14 protein-coding genes and 1 riboswitch are annotated in these 17,604 nt (G+C 49.5%); of the genes, 10 read left to right on the top strand and 4 right to left on the bottom strand.

Annotation, left to right across the window (positions count from 1 at the left end; translation table 11 throughout):
* Positions 1-2 precede the first annotated feature (2 nt).
* From HPY71_12580 to HPY71_12570, 3 genes are read right to left on the bottom strand one after another with little or no spacing between them, the layout of a single operon-like run.
* On the bottom strand, positions 3-1,238 hold the full coding sequence (locus HPY71_12580; GenBank protein NPV54333.1) for a Ger(x)C family spore germination protein: 1,236 nt from the start codon (positions 1,236-1,238) through the stop codon (positions 3-5).
* A 5-nt stretch (positions 1,239-1,243) separates the two neighbouring features.
* Positions 1,244-2,362 (bottom strand): endospore germination permease, encoded by a 1,119-nt coding sequence (locus HPY71_12575; protein ID NPV54332.1) that lies wholly within the window; start codon positions 2,360-2,362, stop codon positions 1,244-1,246.
* On the bottom strand, positions 2,359-3,987 hold the full coding sequence (locus tag HPY71_12570; protein NPV54331.1) for a spore germination protein: 1,629 nt from the start codon (positions 3,985-3,987) through the stop codon (positions 2,359-2,361). Before HPY71_12570 ends, HPY71_12575 begins: the two co-directional genes overlap by 4 nt.
* Positions 3,988-4,194: 207 nt before the next feature.
* Between HPY71_12570 and HPY71_12565 the strand changes: the two genes are divergently transcribed.
* Positions 4,195-4,590 (top strand): hypothetical protein, encoded by a 396-nt coding sequence (locus HPY71_12565; protein NPV54330.1) that lies wholly within the window; start codon positions 4,195-4,197, stop codon positions 4,588-4,590.
* Positions 4,591-4,661: 71 nt separating this feature from the next.
* On the opposite strand, the gene HPY71_12560 is transcribed toward HPY71_12565, so the two are convergent.
* Positions 4,662-6,179 (bottom strand): carboxypeptidase regulatory-like domain-containing protein, encoded by a 1,518-nt coding sequence (locus tag HPY71_12560; GenBank protein NPV54329.1) that lies wholly within the window; start codon positions 6,177-6,179, stop codon positions 4,662-4,664.
* 210 nt (positions 6,180-6,389) lie between these two features.
* A riboswitch (cyclic di-GMP riboswitch) is annotated at positions 6,390-6,471 on the bottom strand.
* A gap of 1,121 nt (positions 6,472-7,592) precedes the next feature.
* Between HPY71_12560 and HPY71_12555 the strand changes: the two genes are divergently transcribed.
* The 9 genes from HPY71_12555 (at position 7,593) to HPY71_12515 (ending at position 17,521) form a co-directional block, all read left to right on the top strand.
* Positions 7,593-8,663, top strand: coding sequence for an inositol-3-phosphate synthase (locus tag HPY71_12555; GenBank protein ID NPV54328.1), 1,071 nt, complete (start codon positions 7,593-7,595; stop codon positions 8,661-8,663).
* Positions 8,664-8,672: 9 nt separating this feature from the next.
* Complete coding sequence (locus HPY71_12550; GenBank protein NPV54327.1) at positions 8,673-9,593, top strand: carbohydrate kinase family protein; 921 nt, start codon at positions 8,673-8,675, stop codon at positions 9,591-9,593.
* Positions 9,590-10,801 carry a Gfo/Idh/MocA family oxidoreductase gene (locus tag HPY71_12545; GenBank protein NPV54326.1) on the top strand — a complete coding sequence of 404 codons (1,212 nt, stop codon included), beginning with the start codon at positions 9,590-9,592 and terminating at the stop codon, positions 10,799-10,801. Before HPY71_12550 ends, HPY71_12545 begins: the two co-directional genes overlap by 4 nt.
* 101 nt (positions 10,802-10,902) lie before the next feature.
* Positions 10,903-11,139 carry a hypothetical protein gene (locus HPY71_12540; protein ID NPV54325.1) on the top strand — a complete coding sequence of 79 codons (237 nt, stop codon included), beginning with the start codon at positions 10,903-10,905 and terminating at the stop codon, positions 11,137-11,139.
* A gap of 12 nt (positions 11,140-11,151) precedes the next feature.
* Positions 11,152-12,489: an extracellular solute-binding protein gene (locus HPY71_12535; protein NPV54324.1), complete on the top strand. Its 1,338-nt coding sequence runs from the start codon at positions 11,152-11,154 to the stop codon at positions 12,487-12,489.
* Between the two features lie 147 nt (positions 12,490-12,636).
* Entirely contained in the window at positions 12,637-13,563 is a 927-nt protein-coding gene (locus HPY71_12530) for a sugar ABC transporter permease (protein ID NPV54323.1), read from the top strand.
* A gap of 145 nt (positions 13,564-13,708) precedes the next feature.
* Positions 13,709-14,617 (top strand): carbohydrate ABC transporter permease, encoded by a 909-nt coding sequence (locus tag HPY71_12525; protein ID NPV54322.1) that lies wholly within the window; start codon positions 13,709-13,711, stop codon positions 14,615-14,617.
* Positions 14,618-14,666: 49 nt separating this feature from the next.
* A complete protein-coding gene (locus HPY71_12520; GenBank protein NPV54321.1) occupies positions 14,667-15,944 on the top strand; it encodes a hypothetical protein in 1,278 nt (425 codons plus the stop codon).
* 245 nt (positions 15,945-16,189) lie between these two features.
* Complete coding sequence (locus HPY71_12515; protein ID NPV54320.1) at positions 16,190-17,521, top strand: MFS transporter; 1,332 nt, start codon at positions 16,190-16,192, stop codon at positions 17,519-17,521.
* Positions 17,522-17,604 lie beyond the last annotated feature (83 nt).

Here is a 17,604-nt window from a genome sequence, read left to right as displayed (position 1 = left end):
AGCTACCTCTTGATCCTCGTGCTCCTTATTACCAGGCCTGATCGTCTCAATTTAGCCTTGACTTCCACCTGGACATCCACACGGGGGAATTCTTCATCCCACCGATCTTTGAGTTCAGCCCATTTTTCAGGGTTTCTCCGGTTCAGTTCGGCACCGAAGCCGAATATATCGGAGTTGAGCTCTTGCGCTTTGGCCACAGCAGCCATAATCTCATTCTTGATCACAGCAGCCATCCTTCGTTCCATACTGGCCCACACTTCTGGGGACTCGAGCGGATCGAGGAACCCCTGTATATCGCCTACATTAGCTTCAGCCTCAACCCTTACGGTGACCGAAACCCTGCCGTCCTTGATTTCGGGTTTGAACCCGCCTTTTGCCCTCAGGATCTCAAGCCCTATGAACCTGTCCTCTTCACCGGGCTTTTTGATCACAATGATACCGCTCCTCACTTTACCCATGACCCAGTTGAACCCTCTGGTCTCCGGCTTGTTGAGCCAGCCCACCAGCTTGTCGTCTTTGAAGACCGCAGCCCCGGTTATTCTGGCTGACGCGCCTATTTTCTCCCTCTTTAACTCCCCTCTAATATCGAATTTTTGTGGCCTGGGGACGATCTCCGCGCGGGTGGCAATTGGATCTATTCCCTCTTCCTCGAGCTTTTGGAGGAAATCTATCAACATGCTTTCGCCAATTGTGGATAACCCCATCCGGCTACCTTGAATTATGCCCATGGCTGCTTCTGCAGGCATTCTTTCTAGCTCAAACTCGGTCTCCAAAAGATCCGACGCCCTGGCGCCCTTCGCCACCACTATCCACGCCCGCCAGCGCGGTTCGCCATCACGCACAAAAACATCCAGAACATCCTGAACGCCTTTTCGAGCAAGTTCCTCGCCTATCAGAATAAACCGGTTATGTCCCCAACACAGCCGCCGTGGCGATTGGGAGAGGAAATTCCGCACCGCTTCAAACACTGTATATCCCGTGCTGCTTACGACCCAGAAGGGCTTCTCTTGCATAGCTCCTCCTCCCCCTCCTGCTTGTCCCCCGACTCCTATAGCAAAGGGCTTTGCTACCTGAACCGTTAGCTGAACCTTACCTTCCTCTCTAGCTTGGTCAATACCAACTGCCAGGACAAAGCCAAGGGTCTCGATTTCTCTACGGTTCCAGCATCCGGTCATAGTGGTCATTATCACTATGAGCAGGATAATAGCACCCACTCTGAGAACTTGTCCTGTTGGCATCGGGTTCACCTCCTCATATGAGGCGGGAGCTTGCTTCGCACAAGAGCGGCCAGGTATAAAATAGCCATTGTGCCCAGTGTGATAACGAGGGAATAGATTCCCCAATTCCTAAATTCAAAGAAGCGATGTATATCTACAAAGTTTTCAAAGAATAAGATACCGAACGCAACGACTATTGCCCCCAGTGGATACACGAGCGGCTGGTATCGAGAGATGCCAAACAGTTGCGCCAATCCTACAGCGCTTGCCCATAAGAACAGTGCGAGCTTGATCCCGGTGCTCAGCGTCCATGCCCCCATTGTGATGGCCTCGATCCTCTCCAGGAAATTGGCGATGCTTATCATCCTGCCCAGGCTGTAAGCCGGCAGCGCCAGCCCCGATACCGTTGTCCCGAAGACCGCCACCAAAGCTACTGTAAACCATGTCATCAACAACCCGCTGATCAAGATCGCATATACAGAGAATCGCGTTGCATCCTTTGGCTTGTTAAGGTAGGGCAACACCATGCCCAGGACGATAAACTGCATGAAAAAGGAGGCAGCTGTTCCCGCTGGCTCTAGAAGCGGGCGAAAGCCCCGAGATAGAACCGGGGCCAGGTTCTTGAAATTCATTTCATCATAGGGGAGGATGAACATAAGTATCAAGAAAAAGAGGACGATCCACATGCTATGCTCGCCCATCCGGCCGACCACCTCGAGGCCACATCTGGCAGCGTTGGCCGCCAGGAGCACCATCACAACCATAAAGACCAGTATCGGCGTTTCTGGCATTATGGCTATGGTGTAGGCCTCTCCGAGCGCTCTTGCTACATTAGAAGTGATGCTTATCCAGTACGCTACCAAGATAAACCCCAAAAGCTTTCCGAAATACTTGCCCAGAAGCGCCTCGCTGCATTCAATGATTGTCTTATCGGGGAACTTCAAGCCTAAATACACCATTAATAACACTAAAGGTATTGATACGAGCATCCCGAGCAAACTAGCAATCCAGGCGTCCTGCGGAACCTGGATTCCTGTTATCATGGGAAATATGATAGTAATTACCGCTATCCGACTTAACACCAGCATTGCTGTAAGTTGCCTCGCTGATATCTTCCCGCCTTCGATTTTGCGTGGCGCACTCATTTGCCGCCCTCCTTACCTTCCAAGTGATGAACCTCTTTCTCCTCGCGAGAGGGTGGCTTCGGCCTGAGGCCAGGGGCTTGTCTTGTTGGCTCTTTCTTGCCAACGAACTTGGGCCGGGTATTAAGAGCCCACCATGGGGCTCGTAACAAGGCGTCCTTGAGATCTGAAAATACCACCGGAGCTAAGGGTTCTAAGTACGGCACTCCAAATGATCGCAAAGTGATCTGATGAATCAACAAGGCAAGCATCCCGGCCTCTACACCGAACAGCCCTAATGATCCCGCCAGAACTAACAGTAAGAAGCGCAGGAGACGCACACCGATAGCGAGGCTAAACACCGGGTTGGCGAACGAAGCGATCCCCGTGAACGCCACAACCATCACCATCGCCGGGGATGCCAGGCCTGCACGCATCGCCGCCTCCCCGAGCACCAGGCCACCTATTATGCTGACAGCCGGACCGACTAGCCTGGGCAAACGGACTCCGGCTTCACGCAAGACCTCAAAAATCAACTCCATTATCATCGCCTCGACCACAGCTGGAAACGGTATACCTTCCCTTTGAGCTGCGATGCTCAATATGAGAGGAGTGGGTAGCAGCTCTTGGTGGAAGGTCGTTACAGCTACGTATAGCGACGGTAGGGTCAAGGAAATAAAGAACGATGCTATCCTTAGGAGTCTTATTGCAGACCCGATAAAATATCGCTCGTAATAGTCCTCAGGGGCAGTGATGAACATGGTAAACGTGGCCGGGACGATAAGGGCGAATGGAGTGCCATCTGTAAGAAGCGCGATCCTACCTTCTAATAGGGCTCCTGTTACTCTATCAGGCCGCTCAGTGCGCAGGATTGTCGGGAAAGGAGAAAACGGCGCATCTTCAATAAATTCCTCGAGATGGCCGCTTTCCTGGATGCTGTCGACGTCGATCTTCCTGAGCCGATTTCTGACCTCCTTCACGATCTTGTCATCGGCCACTCCTGAAATATATACGATAGCAACGCTTGTCTTGCTTATGCGCCCGATCTTTAGCTCCTCGATCCAAAGTCTGGAATCCTTGATTCTACGGCGCAAGAGGCTGGTATTTGTGCGCAGCGACTCAACAAACCCTTCTTTCGAACCTCTAATAGTGGACTCGGTGGTTGGCTCCTCTACGCCCCTATGCTCCCAAGCGCGTGTATCGCAAGCTAATCCCCTCGTGATGCCATCGACCAAAATTCCGCAATCCCCGCAGGTGACATGGTTGATGAATTCATCGAGCGAATCGACTTCCCTGACGCCGCTAGCGGAAAGAATGCGGTCCTTGAGATCCACGTACGCCTGTTTTGGGTTGCCCCATTTGTTATTTATGTCGGTGACTTGCTCGATTATCGCCTCCGAGACCAGTCGCTTATCGCAAAGGCCATCTATGTGAACGACAAGCGCCGAAATCTTCCCTTGATCACCGATCTCTAGATACCGTAATACCAGATCGGGGCTATTTCCGAATGCAGCTTTGATCCTCTCATGGTTGACCTGTAGCTTGGAGGATATCCGTCCCTTAGCCGGGCTTGACCGAGCTTGCCCCGAGTCCCGCCTGCGCTGCCTTCGTCGGAAGAGAAGCCGCCATAGTTTCTCAAGCACGCCCATCCCATCCTTCAGGAATTGTTATATCTTATCAATCATCTTGTGTCAGCATAATTTGGTATTCCTCACTAATTTTCTCTCAAACGGACCATTTTATACCTGATTTCGGCGCTTGTAACCATAACTAATATCTCACTGCACCGTTTGGAGGAGTGTATTTGACGACAGCGACTGCATATCTTGACATGGGTAATGACCCTCAACCGGCTTGTGTCATCAGCCTCGGACCATGCCATGCCTGGCTGGGTTAACCGCACGACCATTCAGGATCTTCTCGGGGCTGGATTTGTGGCCACGCGTCAAGCAGAACGGAATGAGTGGCTGGACGAATTCGAATCTGATGGATGGCGGGAGGTGGTCCGGAAGCCATCTCCCAACAATCCTGCTCAGAAGGAAACAAAGAAGGCAGTTAAGAAGGCAGTTGCACAGAGTCTGGATGGTGGGTATCTATTACGGACAGACCACAAAGTGGTGCTACCGACCACTGATGGGCGGACTCTACGCATTCGCATGGTCCATGTCACAAGCTTCTCTCCTGGGGATCGCCATGGTGCCTCTGTCGCTTTTCTGCGCGCTCGCAAGGTTCGTCCCTGGGTTGCCTGGTAGCTTGGGGGTATCTGGCTTACTCCGAAAGTGTGGAAGCAAGGGGGCTGAGATACCCTCGGCCCCCGCTTTCATTATTGCGGCCCAACTGTGAATGCCCATTCCTCGGAAGCTGATATAGATACCGCATCAGGCTGCCATGTATCCCAATTCGGGTTATCTGGAATATCAGGCGTTGTTGCCGCTGCCATGACATACCAGGTGTATTGTACCCCCGACGTTAAAGGCTGAGCCTGACTTCCGATTGTATGATTCGAGTCGCCATAAGTTACTGAAGTTTCGCCTCTCGTATACCCCGCCCACATCGAATTATGAGCTGCATCCATTACCTCAATGAGGTAGCCTTCTGCACCAGGTACGCTTCCCCAGCTAAAGGTCGGGGTAGATGACGTTGAGTTCCCGTCCGCCGGGCTTACGAGCGCAACCCCACGAAGCGGTGATAGGGGCGTTCTCTGCACCGAAGCGCTCTTGGGACCCTCGCCGGAACGGTTATAGCCCGATACCTTGTATTCCACCTTTTGACCAGGGGACAGCTTTGGAGAACTATCTGGCCAGGGGCTTCGATTGTTTGGAACATCGCCGATGCATACGCCGTCCCGGTAGACCTTGAAGCCAAGTACATTCGGGCTACCATAATTCCAGTCCAAAGAGCATATTATTATTGAATCAGAACCGGCGGGTGTACCCTTGGTACCAATCCTCGACTTGATGCCTGAGACATCGAAGATACCCAAACGCTTTTGGGACTTCATCCCTCGCACCATGGGGCCGAAGGGAGTAGGAGTACTAAATACAGAATAGTGAGCAGTCACCATCATAGCTGTCAGGTTTGTGGGAGCTGTGGGCAGATCCCCGCCCTCAGTTGGGTTGTTGACATTTACGGTAATAGACCTGAACGCTGCATTATGATTATTGTCTAAAGCCATAACAGTCAAGGTATGCTCTCCGTTGTGCCATCCGATTCCGTAAGAATCTGGATTTGGCGGGGTGATAGTGTCCCACGTCCAAGTGAGGGATGACGCTATGGTACTTCCATCGAAACCCCAGCCCTGTATCGGTTCCTGATTTTCATCCATGAACAAAGCAACCCCAAAGATGCCGCTTGCATCATTGGCGGTTATTGAAATATCGGCACTCCCTGAGACCGTTGATGGACAGTTGATAGATACGGTCGGGGCGATGGTTTCAGGAGGAGCGGTTTGTCCCGGTTTCACCATCCTGAGCGCAAGTTCTTTGGTTTTACTAGCTTCCACAGTCACACCATAGACTTTAACAGACGGCCACCCAATTTTCTGGATTGCAAGGTCATAGGTTCCTGGGCTTATGTTGCTGAGGTTAAACTTGCCTACATTTGTTGTCTGCGCGACCTTGTTGGTCCCCACTAGTGTAACTGTTGCACCGGCAACTCCCGGGGAAGAACCCATAAACGTCAGTTCAATCCTCAGAGGTGTGCTTGTGTCGACCTCTGAGACATAGCCTGTTACGGTTCCTTTCGGGCTTGCACCACCACCTCCTCCACCTCCAAAACAACCTGATAGCCCAAGGACTATGAGCAAGAGTCCGAGACATGGGAATGCTATACGCTTCGTCACAATGAAAGAAGGACTATTCATCTTCTTCCCCTCCTCGTAAGTCTAAATTTAATAAATGGGATCGACTTGTTATTTATTTTTATTTCCTGGCGCTCTGGCGGCATAACCACCTCCTCGATGTGGCACGAATTCTCGTTACCCCATGAAACGTAACAATAGCATAATACCGACCTAAAAAATATCAAAACCGGCCCCGCCACCTTATTATTAGTGGCAAGCGGCCGGTCTCGCTGCTCCCTCGCATGGTCCCAAGCGACCGGATAGAGGACCATGTTCATCGGTTCCGCGCCATCTATCGGTTTGTATCAAATATTCTGACTGAGACCGTATCGCCAAGTTTGAACGCTTCCGGCTCCAAAACGACGTCGCGGATTTTCACCCTATAATTAGGCTTAACCGGTAACTGTATTCCTTTGATCGGAATCTCGGAAAACTGGATCCCGTTGTTTTAGATCCCGTTGTCGGTGAGGATGCGATGCTGACAATACTGATGATATAGCCTAGTATGAGTGAAAGGGCTAAGGGCTAGACAATACCAATATGACGCCTCTCCATGGTGTCAACAACCATTTATTTCTTAATCTAACTGCCTTAGAAATGGCTTTTTGGGATTTCTCCACGGTCGACCTCTTACCCCTATGATAAGAAAATGGTGAATAGAGGGTCTCCTTCTGACGTAATTATTAGACACCATACTGAACATTCCTGCATTATATAAAGGCAAGATTATTGAATTTCACGGAGAGAATCTGGGGGAACTAAATGATTCGGCAAGGGAACGAGCGTTGAAATACGCTATTGATTATATCCCACGGGTGTGATTTGAATATTGATTTTTATCGCCCGGCCTCTTTAGGCTGGGCTTTTTGTTTTCTTGCCAATAATTTTGAGTATCGGAGTAGGAATACGACCGGGATATAGACCTTTGGGTGACGGGGCAGCAGAAGTTAGCGGGGATGAGCTGGTCAAAAGATGGTGCTAATGCCTTCTGTGTACTTACGGCCCTGGGGTATAAAACGGCGAATGGCATAGGTATTGGTGCGGTCAGGTAGCGGCTTAGCTGACAGACCCATCCCTGGGGTTATGCGCGGCAAGAAAATTTTTCAGCGAAAGAAGGAAAATCCATTAGAGGGTAGAAATATATAAATAACAAATGTGATCGATCACGTTATGGTTAACATCAAAGCAAAATCAACATTGTTGTCGATATCACCTTGTTATCTCGCATAATTTTTATGTTTCTCCTTTAGACGATTAATTATGGTGGCACATGCATATTCGTATGCGTGGCGTTTATAGTGGGATGGGAATGGAGCTAAGGGATGAGACCTCTTAAATACTTCAATATGGGGAGGTCTAATCCCGAGATTTTCCGGAGTAATGTAGGCATTTTACATGGGGAGGAAATACAACGTGTCTAAGGAAATTAAAGTGGCTATAGTCGGTGTTGGCAATTGTGCAAGCTCGTTTATCCAGGGTTTAGAGTATTATCGTCAGGTCGATCCCGAAGGTACGGTTGGACTAATGCACCCGGTAATCGGTGGGTACAAGGTATCTGATATAGTACCGGTTGCGGCTTTCGATATCGCTAGGAATAAAGTAGGGAAAGATTTAGCTGAAGCGATATTTTCCGCGCCAAATTGTGCTTACGTCTATCCAGACGTGAAGGTAAGGCCTACAAACGTAAAGGTTATGATGGGTCCCGTGCTCGACGGTGCCCCCGATCACCTCAGGGAGTTTTATGAAGTATCCGATGAGAAGCCGTGTGATGTAGCGAAGGTATTGCGGGATAGCGGAGCCGAGATTTTGCTGAATTTCCTGCCCACCGGCTCGGCAGAGGCAGCCAGGTTCTATGCTGATATCGCTATCAAGGAGGTGGGCTTGGGGTATATGAATGGAATGCCTGAATTAATAGTTTGCAGCAAAGAATACCAGGAAGCAGCGGTAAAGAAGAACGTCCCCCTGATAGGTGACGATGTTAAAAGCCAACTTGGCGGAACAATCATTCATAGGGCTCTTATCAAACTTTTCCAAGATCGAGGAATAAAGATAAAGAAATCTTACCAGTTGAATTATGCTGGCAATACTGATTTTGCCAACCTAGTTAAACGTGGGAAGAGTAAAGAACTGACAAAGACAGAGGCCCTTACGTCGCTGATTCCATACGAAGCTGAAATATCTGCAGGTTTTGCCTATGTGCCGCTGATGAAGGATCGCAAGACAACGAAATTCTACTTTATCGCGTCGAACTTCGGAGACGCTCCCCTGCGTTTTGAAGCTACACTTGAGGTTGAAGATAGTCCAAACTTCGGCGGGACCATAGCCGACGCCATTCGGTGTTTGAAATTGGCTCTCGATAGGGGAATAGGAGGGGTACTAACTTCTGCATCGGCATATCTGACCAAGCATCCTCCAATGCAGGTAGTAGACGTAGAGGCGCTCGAGATGCTGAACGAGTTCATAGAGGGCAAGAGAGAGAGGTAGGGGAAGGCCTTGGTTCCGGATCTTGTCACAGTCGGGCATATAGTCAAGGAGATGATTCAGTACCCTGATAGGACTATAGGCCCTGTATTGGGAAGCCCGGTTGCCTATTCCTCTGTGGTGGCGGCAACTCTGGGGGCGAAGGTGGGCGTAGTCACCCTTATAGGTTCGGATATGCCCCGAGAACTCCTCAAACCATTTATAGATGCGGGCGTCGATACCAGGGGGATTGTTAATAGAGGAGCGGATACCACGACTAGCATTTTAACGTACTTTCAGTCTGGCGATAAACAGATAACGTATCCTAAGAGAGCTCCAGCAATAGTTTTCGAAGACATACCGGAATCGTATCGGGCAGCTAGATTCTTTTACGTGTGCACGATGGATTGGGACGTGCCGGTTGAGACAATAAAGGAGCTCAGAAAGTTGGGAGCGACCCTTGCCGTAGACCTCGGGGGTTACGGGGGGGCCCACTCCAGCAAGCATCCGACGGAAGAAGAAAAGAGGCACCCGGATAAGTTAAGGGAATTCATAGGCCTATTCGACATAATACGCGCAAGCATCGAGGATTGTCGCCACCTGCTTGGAACCGGGCCCGAGTATGCTGTGGATGTCGCTAAGCTCTTCGTGGAGTGGGGGGCGAAGGTGGGTGTAATAACTCTCGGGGAGAGGGGCTCAGTAGGGGCTGAGAAGGATAGAATCTACCAGGTCCCGGCCTTAAGCGGGAAGGTGGTAGATACGACAGGAGCCGGGGACTCGTTCTCAGCCGGTTTCTTGGTCGAGTACATGAAATCCGGTGATGTGGAAAGATCTATGAGATTTGCCTCAGCCGTGGCGTTGCATGTATGTGAGGGCACTGGCGGAGTGAGAGCGGATCGGATGCCGAAATTGAAGGATATTGAATCTAGGTTAAAGTTAAAGGAATTGACGTGAGAAACCTTGCGAGGGAGGTACTGTTTTTGAGCAGAAAATACGGCTTTGCAGTTTTGGGATGCGGAAGCATAGCTGAGCTGGCCCATTTCCCTTCCATACAAAGGACACCGGGTGCCGAGCTTGTAGCGGTATGCGATGTGAATCCGGATACAGCAAAGAGCGCGGCGGATAGATGGGGTGCAAAATACTGGTTCACCGATTATCACGAGATGTATGAGAAGGCTGAGGGCCTCGATGCGGTGATCATAGCAACGCCTAACAACGTCCATAGAAACCAGGCTGTTGCAGCAGCTAAGGCGGGGCTTCATGTTGTAGTCGAGAAGCCCATGGCTATAACGAACAGGGAAGCCTGGGATATAGTAAATGCTTGCAGGGAAAACAAGGTTAAGCTCATGGTTGGGTGTGACCGGCGGTTCTGGACGCAGAATCAATGGGCTAAGCAACTTATCGATCAGGGGGTTATCGGGAAGGTTTTGATGGCGCGTTCTTCTCTGCATGAGCACTGGTATCTCTATCAGAACAACGTGGCAAAGACCGATTTTCGTCTGAACTGTGAAGTCGCAGGAGGGGCAGCTCTTCCCGATACAGGAGCCCACGCTATAGACCTCTTGACCTGGCTTGTTGGTAGCAAGGTTAAAAGGGTAACAGGAGTTGCCAAGCGGCTTGCTATGCCAGACTCCTACACTCTATGTGATGACACAGTTTGGGTCTTAATGGAATTCGAAAATGGTTCGTATGGATGCGTCAGCTGCAATAGGTTTTCGCCAGTTAGTTCCCAGGTTACGGAGCTTTATGGAGTTGAGGGTACTATTTATACATCAAGTGACGGAACAAATCCGTTCCAGAGCGTTCCGATGGCTGTCTTTACTAACAAGGATTACAACTTTGAGGACCTGCCCGAGATAATCAAGAACTACAGATGGCCGCAGTTATTCTGGGTGGAGGATGTGATCAATAGACCGGTGCAAAAACGGTGGGTTCCGATTGTGCCCCCAAGATACCCCAATAACTACGAGAATATGACAAGGCACTTTATGAATTGTTTGATTAACGATGAGGAGCCTTTGGTTTCCGGAGAGGATGGGGCTCGGGCTATAGAGGTTATGTGTGCAGTATATAAATCGATGGAGACCGGGGCTTGGGTGGATTTGCCTCTCAAAGAAGAAATAATACCGCCACACTACAAGGTGTTGCCGAGCGAGGATTAGGTATGTTGCCCGGGATATTATTAATGAGAGAGTGAGATTTATATGGCGAGGGTATTGGTAAAATGAAAATACTTAGCTCCCAGCCTAGGAGGAGGCGATAGGTGGTAGGTTTTGTAGAAAAATTTGGTAATTTAGGCTGGGTTTTGGGAGAAACAAAGGAGGTGATGGCGAGGATAGTTATGCTAGCTAGTTGGAATAGGACGATAACTAGATTTAGTAGGGGGAAGTCGGTAGAAGTTCTTAGGCGAAATGGTGAAGATGATCTAGTAACAGGGAAGTATCAAGGGTTATGTATGCTTGATATGCATGAGGATTTCCCGAATAGCTTCTATGAATGAGGAGGGTTTGCCATGAAAAAGCTGTCAATACTTCTTAGTGGACTATTGGTTTTGCTGTTGCTGATATCCGGTCTCGCGGTTGTACAGGCGGCGCCCAAGGTGACCATAACCTTGTGGCACTGCCATGGGCCCTGGTTCAATCCCATAGTCACGGAGGTAATTAAGCAATATGAAGCCACGCATCCTGGTGTAAAAGTTGTTAGCGAATATGTTCCGTGGGACGCCGCAGTGCAGAGAATACTGACTGCTGCCGCAGCGGGAAAATTACCAGACGTGATGTACGCCAATCCGCAGTGGGTACCTCCTCTAATCGCGAAAGGCGTGTTTCGAGAGATCGACCGTAGTATCCTTAGCGACGATCTCGATCAGAATCCCCCCGGATTTAATGAGATATTCTATGACCAGCAGGATAGACAGATGCTTGTACCTATGTTCGGCGGGGGTGACATGATCTACTACCGAACCGATTTTGCCAAGGAGGCCGGTATAGACAAATTCCCCACTACCTGGGACGGATTGATCGAGTGGGGTAAGAAGACAACAAAGTATGATAGCAGTGGTAGGATCATCCGAGAAGGATACCGTATGCGGTTCCCGACCCCATCAGGATCGGACATGCATTGGGTACGGATGCAGTTTCGTCAGCTTCTCTTGGCTCAAGGTGCGGATATAACCGACAAGAGCGGGAAGCGTGCCACCTTTGGAGGACCGGAGGGGCTAAAGGCCTTACAGTTCATGCATGATCTGATTTGGAAGTACAAGATCAGCTTGCCTCTTTCCAAACAAGCTGTTCCGCCTGCAGGTTCACAGCCACTGCTTCAGAATACGTGTGCGGCGGATTTCTGCGGGCCATGGCTCCCGACGGTAATCCTTCCCGCTTTGCAGCAAGATCCGAGCTTCAAGGATAAATGGAATTGTTCTTATCTGACTCCGAAGCCGATTGGGGGTCGCGATGTGTGTGTAGTCGGCGGTGACGGTTGGGGTGTATCCAGGACCTGTAAATATCCTAAAGAGGCCTTCGAGTTTGTGAAGGTCTTGGTCAGCAAGGATACCCAGATCAAGTTCTTCCTCTCTGGTGGTCACCCGGTGAGCCGTAATGACGCTATGTTGTCTGACACCGTTCGGAAATTCGTTGCAGAGAAAATGACCTCCGCAGTTAACTTATTAGATCTGTGGCAGAATGATAAGATACGGCGAGTCTCCAAGCCAGAGATGGTTCATCCAAATAATCGAGAAATCGACAAGGCGCTCGTGGATCGCTTTGTCCCAGCTCTTGAGGACCCCCATGCAGATTTGAAGGCCGTCCTGAAAGCAGCCGTGGAGGATGTTAACAGGATTATCAGTCAGTAAGAAGAAAGTTGGTTTGTAGGCCATTGCAGGCTGGCACCTGAGTGCAGGGAATAGGAATTTCCTGAGGGGGTGCCAGCCCCTCCTAATCTTCACTATCCACATTGACTATTCATACAACCTAATCTATCGCATTAAGGAGTGGGCACCATGAAGTTTCCTCGGGCGAAAGGGGAACGACGGCGAAAGCTTACATTAAAGGGAGCAGAGCGGAGAGCTGCTTTGATCTTTTTGCTGCCGTATATTATAGGGTTTTCTGCTTTTATTCTTATACCTTTTACAGTTTCGTTCATCCTTATTTTCATGGAGTACGACGTCTTCAGTCCGCCACGTTTTATAGGGATGGCCAATTTAACGCGTATGGTATATGACCCAAACTTTTGGCATACTTGGCGGGTGACGGGGATCTACGCGGTCATTGGGATAGTCTACACACAGCTCCTGGGCTTAGCTGTCGCATTGATCCTATATAACGTCAAAAGGGTAACTCGTTTATGGCGAGCAATTTATTATCTACCTGCTATGCTCGCTGGAACCGCTGCAACCATGGTACAGGGTGCGGTATGGGCAAAGGATGGAATGGTCAATGCAGTTCTTAGAAGAATCGGTATTCAGGGTCCGGCTTGGCTTCAAGACGCGCATTGGGCTTTACCTGCTTTGATTTTGATGGGATATTGGACAATAGGCAATATGGTGCTTATTTTCTTGGCGGGCCGATCCAATGTACCTCGGGAGTTATATGAGGTCGCTCAGATTGACGGGGCGGGTGCGTGGCAAACTTTTAGGAAAATAACTCTGCCCATGATGACTCCGGTTATTCTTTTTAATTTGATTTTGGGAGTTATTGGAGCTTTACAGTCTTTTACGCAAGTCTATATCTTGACCCAAGGCGGCCCGGCTGGGGCCACCCGACTCGTGGTCCTATACTTGTATTATCAAGCCTTTGAATACTTTCGGCTAGGTTATGCATCATCTCTGGCTTGGAGTCTGCTCGCAGTTACGATGATTTTGAGCCTTCTTCTTCTCATGACTTCAAACCGTTGGGTTTATTATGAGACCGGTGGGAAGGGTTGGTAGGTCTTCGCGCCTTGTTGAAGGTAGAGATTTAAGCGCGGCGGAGGAGTAAGACGATATTGTCTTTTGGCGGGCTCTGGTTGTTCCTCACTGTCGAAATTGGATATGATTTAATTTGACATCTCAATGAAGGTGGTGGGTTATCCAGATGGAGAGGACAATAATTACAGAAAAAACAAGGACTAACACTGGCGAGGGGCGAGAGCCCTCAATACGAAGGAGAAGCCTAGCGCAGGAAGTGTGCCTGCAAATCGTACTCGCGCTTGGCGGTGTGGCTATAGTTGCTCCCTTTCTATATATGCTATCTACTTCATTGAAAACACAAGGACAGTGGGTTATTGCTCCTATGGCATGGATACCGAATCCCATAACCGTGGAGAACTATATCAACGCCTTCCGGGCTGTAAATGTCTTTCTGCTGGCCAAAAACAGCCTGATTATTGTTGTTTTCTCGTTAGTTGGACAAGTGCTGAGTTGTGCAGCAGTAGCCTACCCCTTGGCTCGCCTGCGATTTCCGGGTAGACAGTTTGTTTTTGTGCTAGTTATTGCCACGTTGATGCTTCCGCCACAGGTTCTGCTGATCCCACAATACTTAATCTTTAATAGGCTGGGCTGGGTTGATACTTTTCGTCCGTTTATCGTACCCAGTTATTTCGGCCTCAATGCGTTTTTTGTATTTCTCCTGAGGCAGTTTTTCCGCACCATTCCAAGAGAGCTAGATGAAGCTGTCCTCTTGGATGGTGGAAGCTACTTCACCATATTTTGGCGGGTTGTCTTGCCATTGGCTAAACCAGCTTTAGTCACAGTTGCCATCTTTCATGTAGCGGGAACGTATAACGACTTCTTCGGACCCTTGGTTTATTTGCACTCATGGGAAAAATACACGATGACAATAGGCATTGTTCTCCTTGGGGCGTTGATTAATCCTAATCTACCGGCCGTTCCGATTCAGACAGCAGGAGCCGTTCTTATGATAGTTCCCTTGGTTGTATTCTATTTTTTGGTACAAGAGCAGTTTACCAGGGGAATACAGCTCAGTGGTATGTTAAAGGGATGAGAGGCCGTGAGGGGTTCTAGAAGCCCACTCTAGAAAGGGGAGTGTTAACATGTTATGGAGATGGGTATCCAGGATCGTATATAGGCCCTGTCTACTGGTGTTGGCTTTGGGAGTCTTGGTAGCCTTTGTTGACTGGACATTGCAGGCTGCAGCCTTAGCATACCCATCCGAGACAACGTCGGCCCCGGAACATCCCTATGTGATATTGGCCTATGACGGTAGCGGTGACTTCGGCCCCGATACCCCGGGAACCAAGACCTCTGGGTGGCAGGAAGCACTCGATTATGCCGTGCTGACGGGGAGCGATCTCTACGTCAAGGGTGGCTATGGCGGGGGGGCGGTATACCACATTCAGGACACCATCCACTTTCCACCTGCTCAGGACTTCCGGGTTGACGGGGGCGTATACGTCCTCAACTGGATAGGGCCGGCTGATAAAGACCTTCTGGTCATCGATTCGAGTATGAATTGCGAGTATCACCTTGGTATCCTGGTCTATGGCGGGCTAGGCGCGGCTATGAGGATCAGGCCCGAGAAGCCGGTACCTATCGACAACTTTCCGATCTTCGTGGAGACAGAGATTCATTGCCAGGGCATGGCCGATCCGCATCCCTTCACGCCCGGCGAACGCCAGGGCGGGACGGGCCTGATCTTTGACGGTACGGCAGCTCCTATTGTACACAATACTTTCCGCTTTTTCGGCAACCTGAACTTCAAGACCGTTATGGAGACCATTGGTACTTTCGCCAATAACAATCTGGAAGTTCTTCACCTCCATACGAACGCTGATAAGAGCACGCTCCTGAAACTGGGTGAGCAGAGCGTCAGGAATACCCTTTGGTTAGCCATTGGCGTGGACCAGGGGGCAAGTGATGTGACTGGCATCGAGATTTCGGGCAAGAATAATGTAATCCAACTTCTGCCGCGGCCGAGCAACAAACCTTTCGCTGCTGGACGCATGCTTATCTTCGATGAATCTGCCGAAGGGAATCAGATCCATATCATTCCTGAAGACTCTTCTTTTGACCTAGACCAGAACGTGACAGATAAGGCAAGGACCCCGACGAATCAAGTCACGTGGGCGGGTAAGCCGGCAAATATTAGAGAAGTTACGACCAGCGCTGGGCAGTTCATCTACACCCAACGTCTCTATTCCGCCACGGTACGCGTGGTTGGCGGCACTGTTTCCAGCGTGAAATTGCTCCGCTCTGGTCGGATGGTAGACTACTCGGTTGCCCCAGGCGTTGACATTCTCATGTCACCCGGGGATCAACTCCAGATTGAAAGCACGACAGCACCAACAATCCAAATCATTCCCCTTAAATAGCCGTCGTCAGGGGGGAGTCCAACGACGTAGGGGGATTTAAATGAATTAAATTTCACTCTGAGATCTTACGGGAGCGAACAGGTTTTTCTCTAGCCGTGATGTATACATCTCCAGGTATGGTTGGACCCTCAACGGTGGTGTGGAAGTGCTTTAGTGAACGGGAATATTGGAGAAGAGCTAAAATAAGATCTTATGCGGTTTTGGGGGTCCTGCTCCTCAAGGTAAACCAATTTAGGACGAAGCTTATGAAATTGTTCGATACCTTGACAAAAATCTCAATAACGATAAATAGGGGAAATAACAATAGCCTCATATGGGTCTATTTATCCGGCATTCTATCCAATATATTTAGTCCCGTGTCAGGCGGTGTGGCCTTTACCGGCTTTGTAAGGAAACTTGGAGCTAGCGATTCTATATATGGATTTCTAACGGCTTTACCTGCTATCGCTGCTATCTTCATGTTTATTGGGGCGTGGGCTCTTAGATGCTCGGGTAGCCGGAGAAAAGTCTTTCTTAGATTTTTCTTTCCAAGCAGGTTCTTATGGGTCGTCGTAGCTTTTCTGGCGTTCGAAGTTAGCACTTTAGGTGCATCCCTAACCCTTATTATGTTATGTGCACTGGTGTTTTTTGCATCATGCTTGGGGTCGGCAGGACAGGTCTGTTATCTTTCGTGGGTAACCGACTTGATCCCGACCGAGATTAGAGGGAGGTTTTTCGCCAGTCGAGTAAGATCTGCAACGATTGCAGGTAGTATAACCGCCTTAGCGGTAGGATACTACCTTGACAGGCACTCGGGTTTTTCAAATTTCGGATTGGTCTTTGGAGTAGCATCCTTATTTGGAATAGCAGATATAGCCTGTTATCTAAAAGTGAATGAGCCCGTATTTCGGGAGCCTGCTGGAATCATAAAAGGTATCTCGGGTATACTTGTTCCCTTTGGAGATCAGGATTTTCGTCAGCTATTAGTATTTTGGTCATTTACATCGTTCGCTTTTGGAATCGTGGCCCCGTTTTGCCCTGTGTATGCTCTCGAGGAATTAAGGCTCAAGTATTCATATGTCTATTTTCTTTTGCAGATCATTCCATCAGTAAGTTCTATAGTGCTTCTTGGGTTGGTAGGTCGTTGGATTGATAACTTCGGTAGCAAACGGGTGATCAATTGGTTGATGAAGGCTTCCATCAGTATGCCTATCTTCTGGGTGTTAAGTTCGAGGTCTAACCCGTTTCCCGTGGTAGCGGCAAATCTGCTTGGCGGGGCGGTCGGTGCGGGTATGGATTTGGCTCAAATGAATTTGCTGATGAAGACTGTCCCTAGCGACAGTCATAGTTCTTACTTTGCAACATACGGGGTGGTGGTCGCATTAGCTAATGCCGTGGCATTCGTGGTTGGAGGGGTTATTGCCGAGGCTGTTCAGCCCCTTATAAGGGGCATTATAATCTCAAGCAATGGTGCCCCTTTAACTCAGTATCATGTTCTATTCATTCTTTCGACTCTACTAAGGGTAATATCACTAACGGTTTTCGTTCCAAGACTTTGGGAGGGTGATAGGGCTACAGTTTCTTGGAGCATAGGGTAATCAGTTCAGATTAGACCCCCATGCGCTGGCGCGGCGCCACAGAGAATGAAAATGTCTCTGGAAGCAGTTGGGTCATTTTCGGG

This window comes from Bacillota bacterium, from assembly GCA_013178125.1.
Lineage (GTDB): Bacteria > Bacillota > SHA-98 > Ch115 > JABLXJ01 > JABLXL01.
This window is presented reverse-complemented; position numbering and strand designations above follow the sequence as displayed.

Coding starts and splice junctions, on each gene's coding strand:
- HPY71_12580 (NPV54333.1), bottom strand. CDS start 1,238: ATGCCAACAGGACAAGTTCTCAGAGTGGGTGCTATTATCCTGCTCATA.
- HPY71_12575 (NPV54332.1), bottom strand. CDS start 2,362: ATGAGTGCGCCACGCAAAATCGAAGGCGGGAAGATATCAGCGAGGCAA.
- HPY71_12570 (NPV54331.1), bottom strand. CDS start 3,987: ATGGGCGTGCTTGAGAAACTATGGCGGCTTCTCTTCCGACGAAGGCAG.
- HPY71_12535 (NPV54324.1), top strand. CDS start 11,152: ATGAAAAAGCTGTCAATACTTCTTAGTGGACTATTGGTTTTGCTGTTG.
- HPY71_12530 (NPV54323.1), top strand. CDS start 12,637: ATGAAGTTTCCTCGGGCGAAAGGGGAACGACGGCGAAAGCTTACATTA.
- HPY71_12525 (NPV54322.1), top strand. CDS start 13,709: ATGGAGAGGACAATAATTACAGAAAAAACAAGGACTAACACTGGCGAG.
- HPY71_12520 (NPV54321.1), top strand. CDS start 14,667: ATGTTATGGAGATGGGTATCCAGGATCGTATATAGGCCCTGTCTACTG.
- HPY71_12515 (NPV54320.1), top strand. CDS start 16,190: ATGAAATTGTTCGATACCTTGACAAAAATCTCAATAACGATAAATAGG.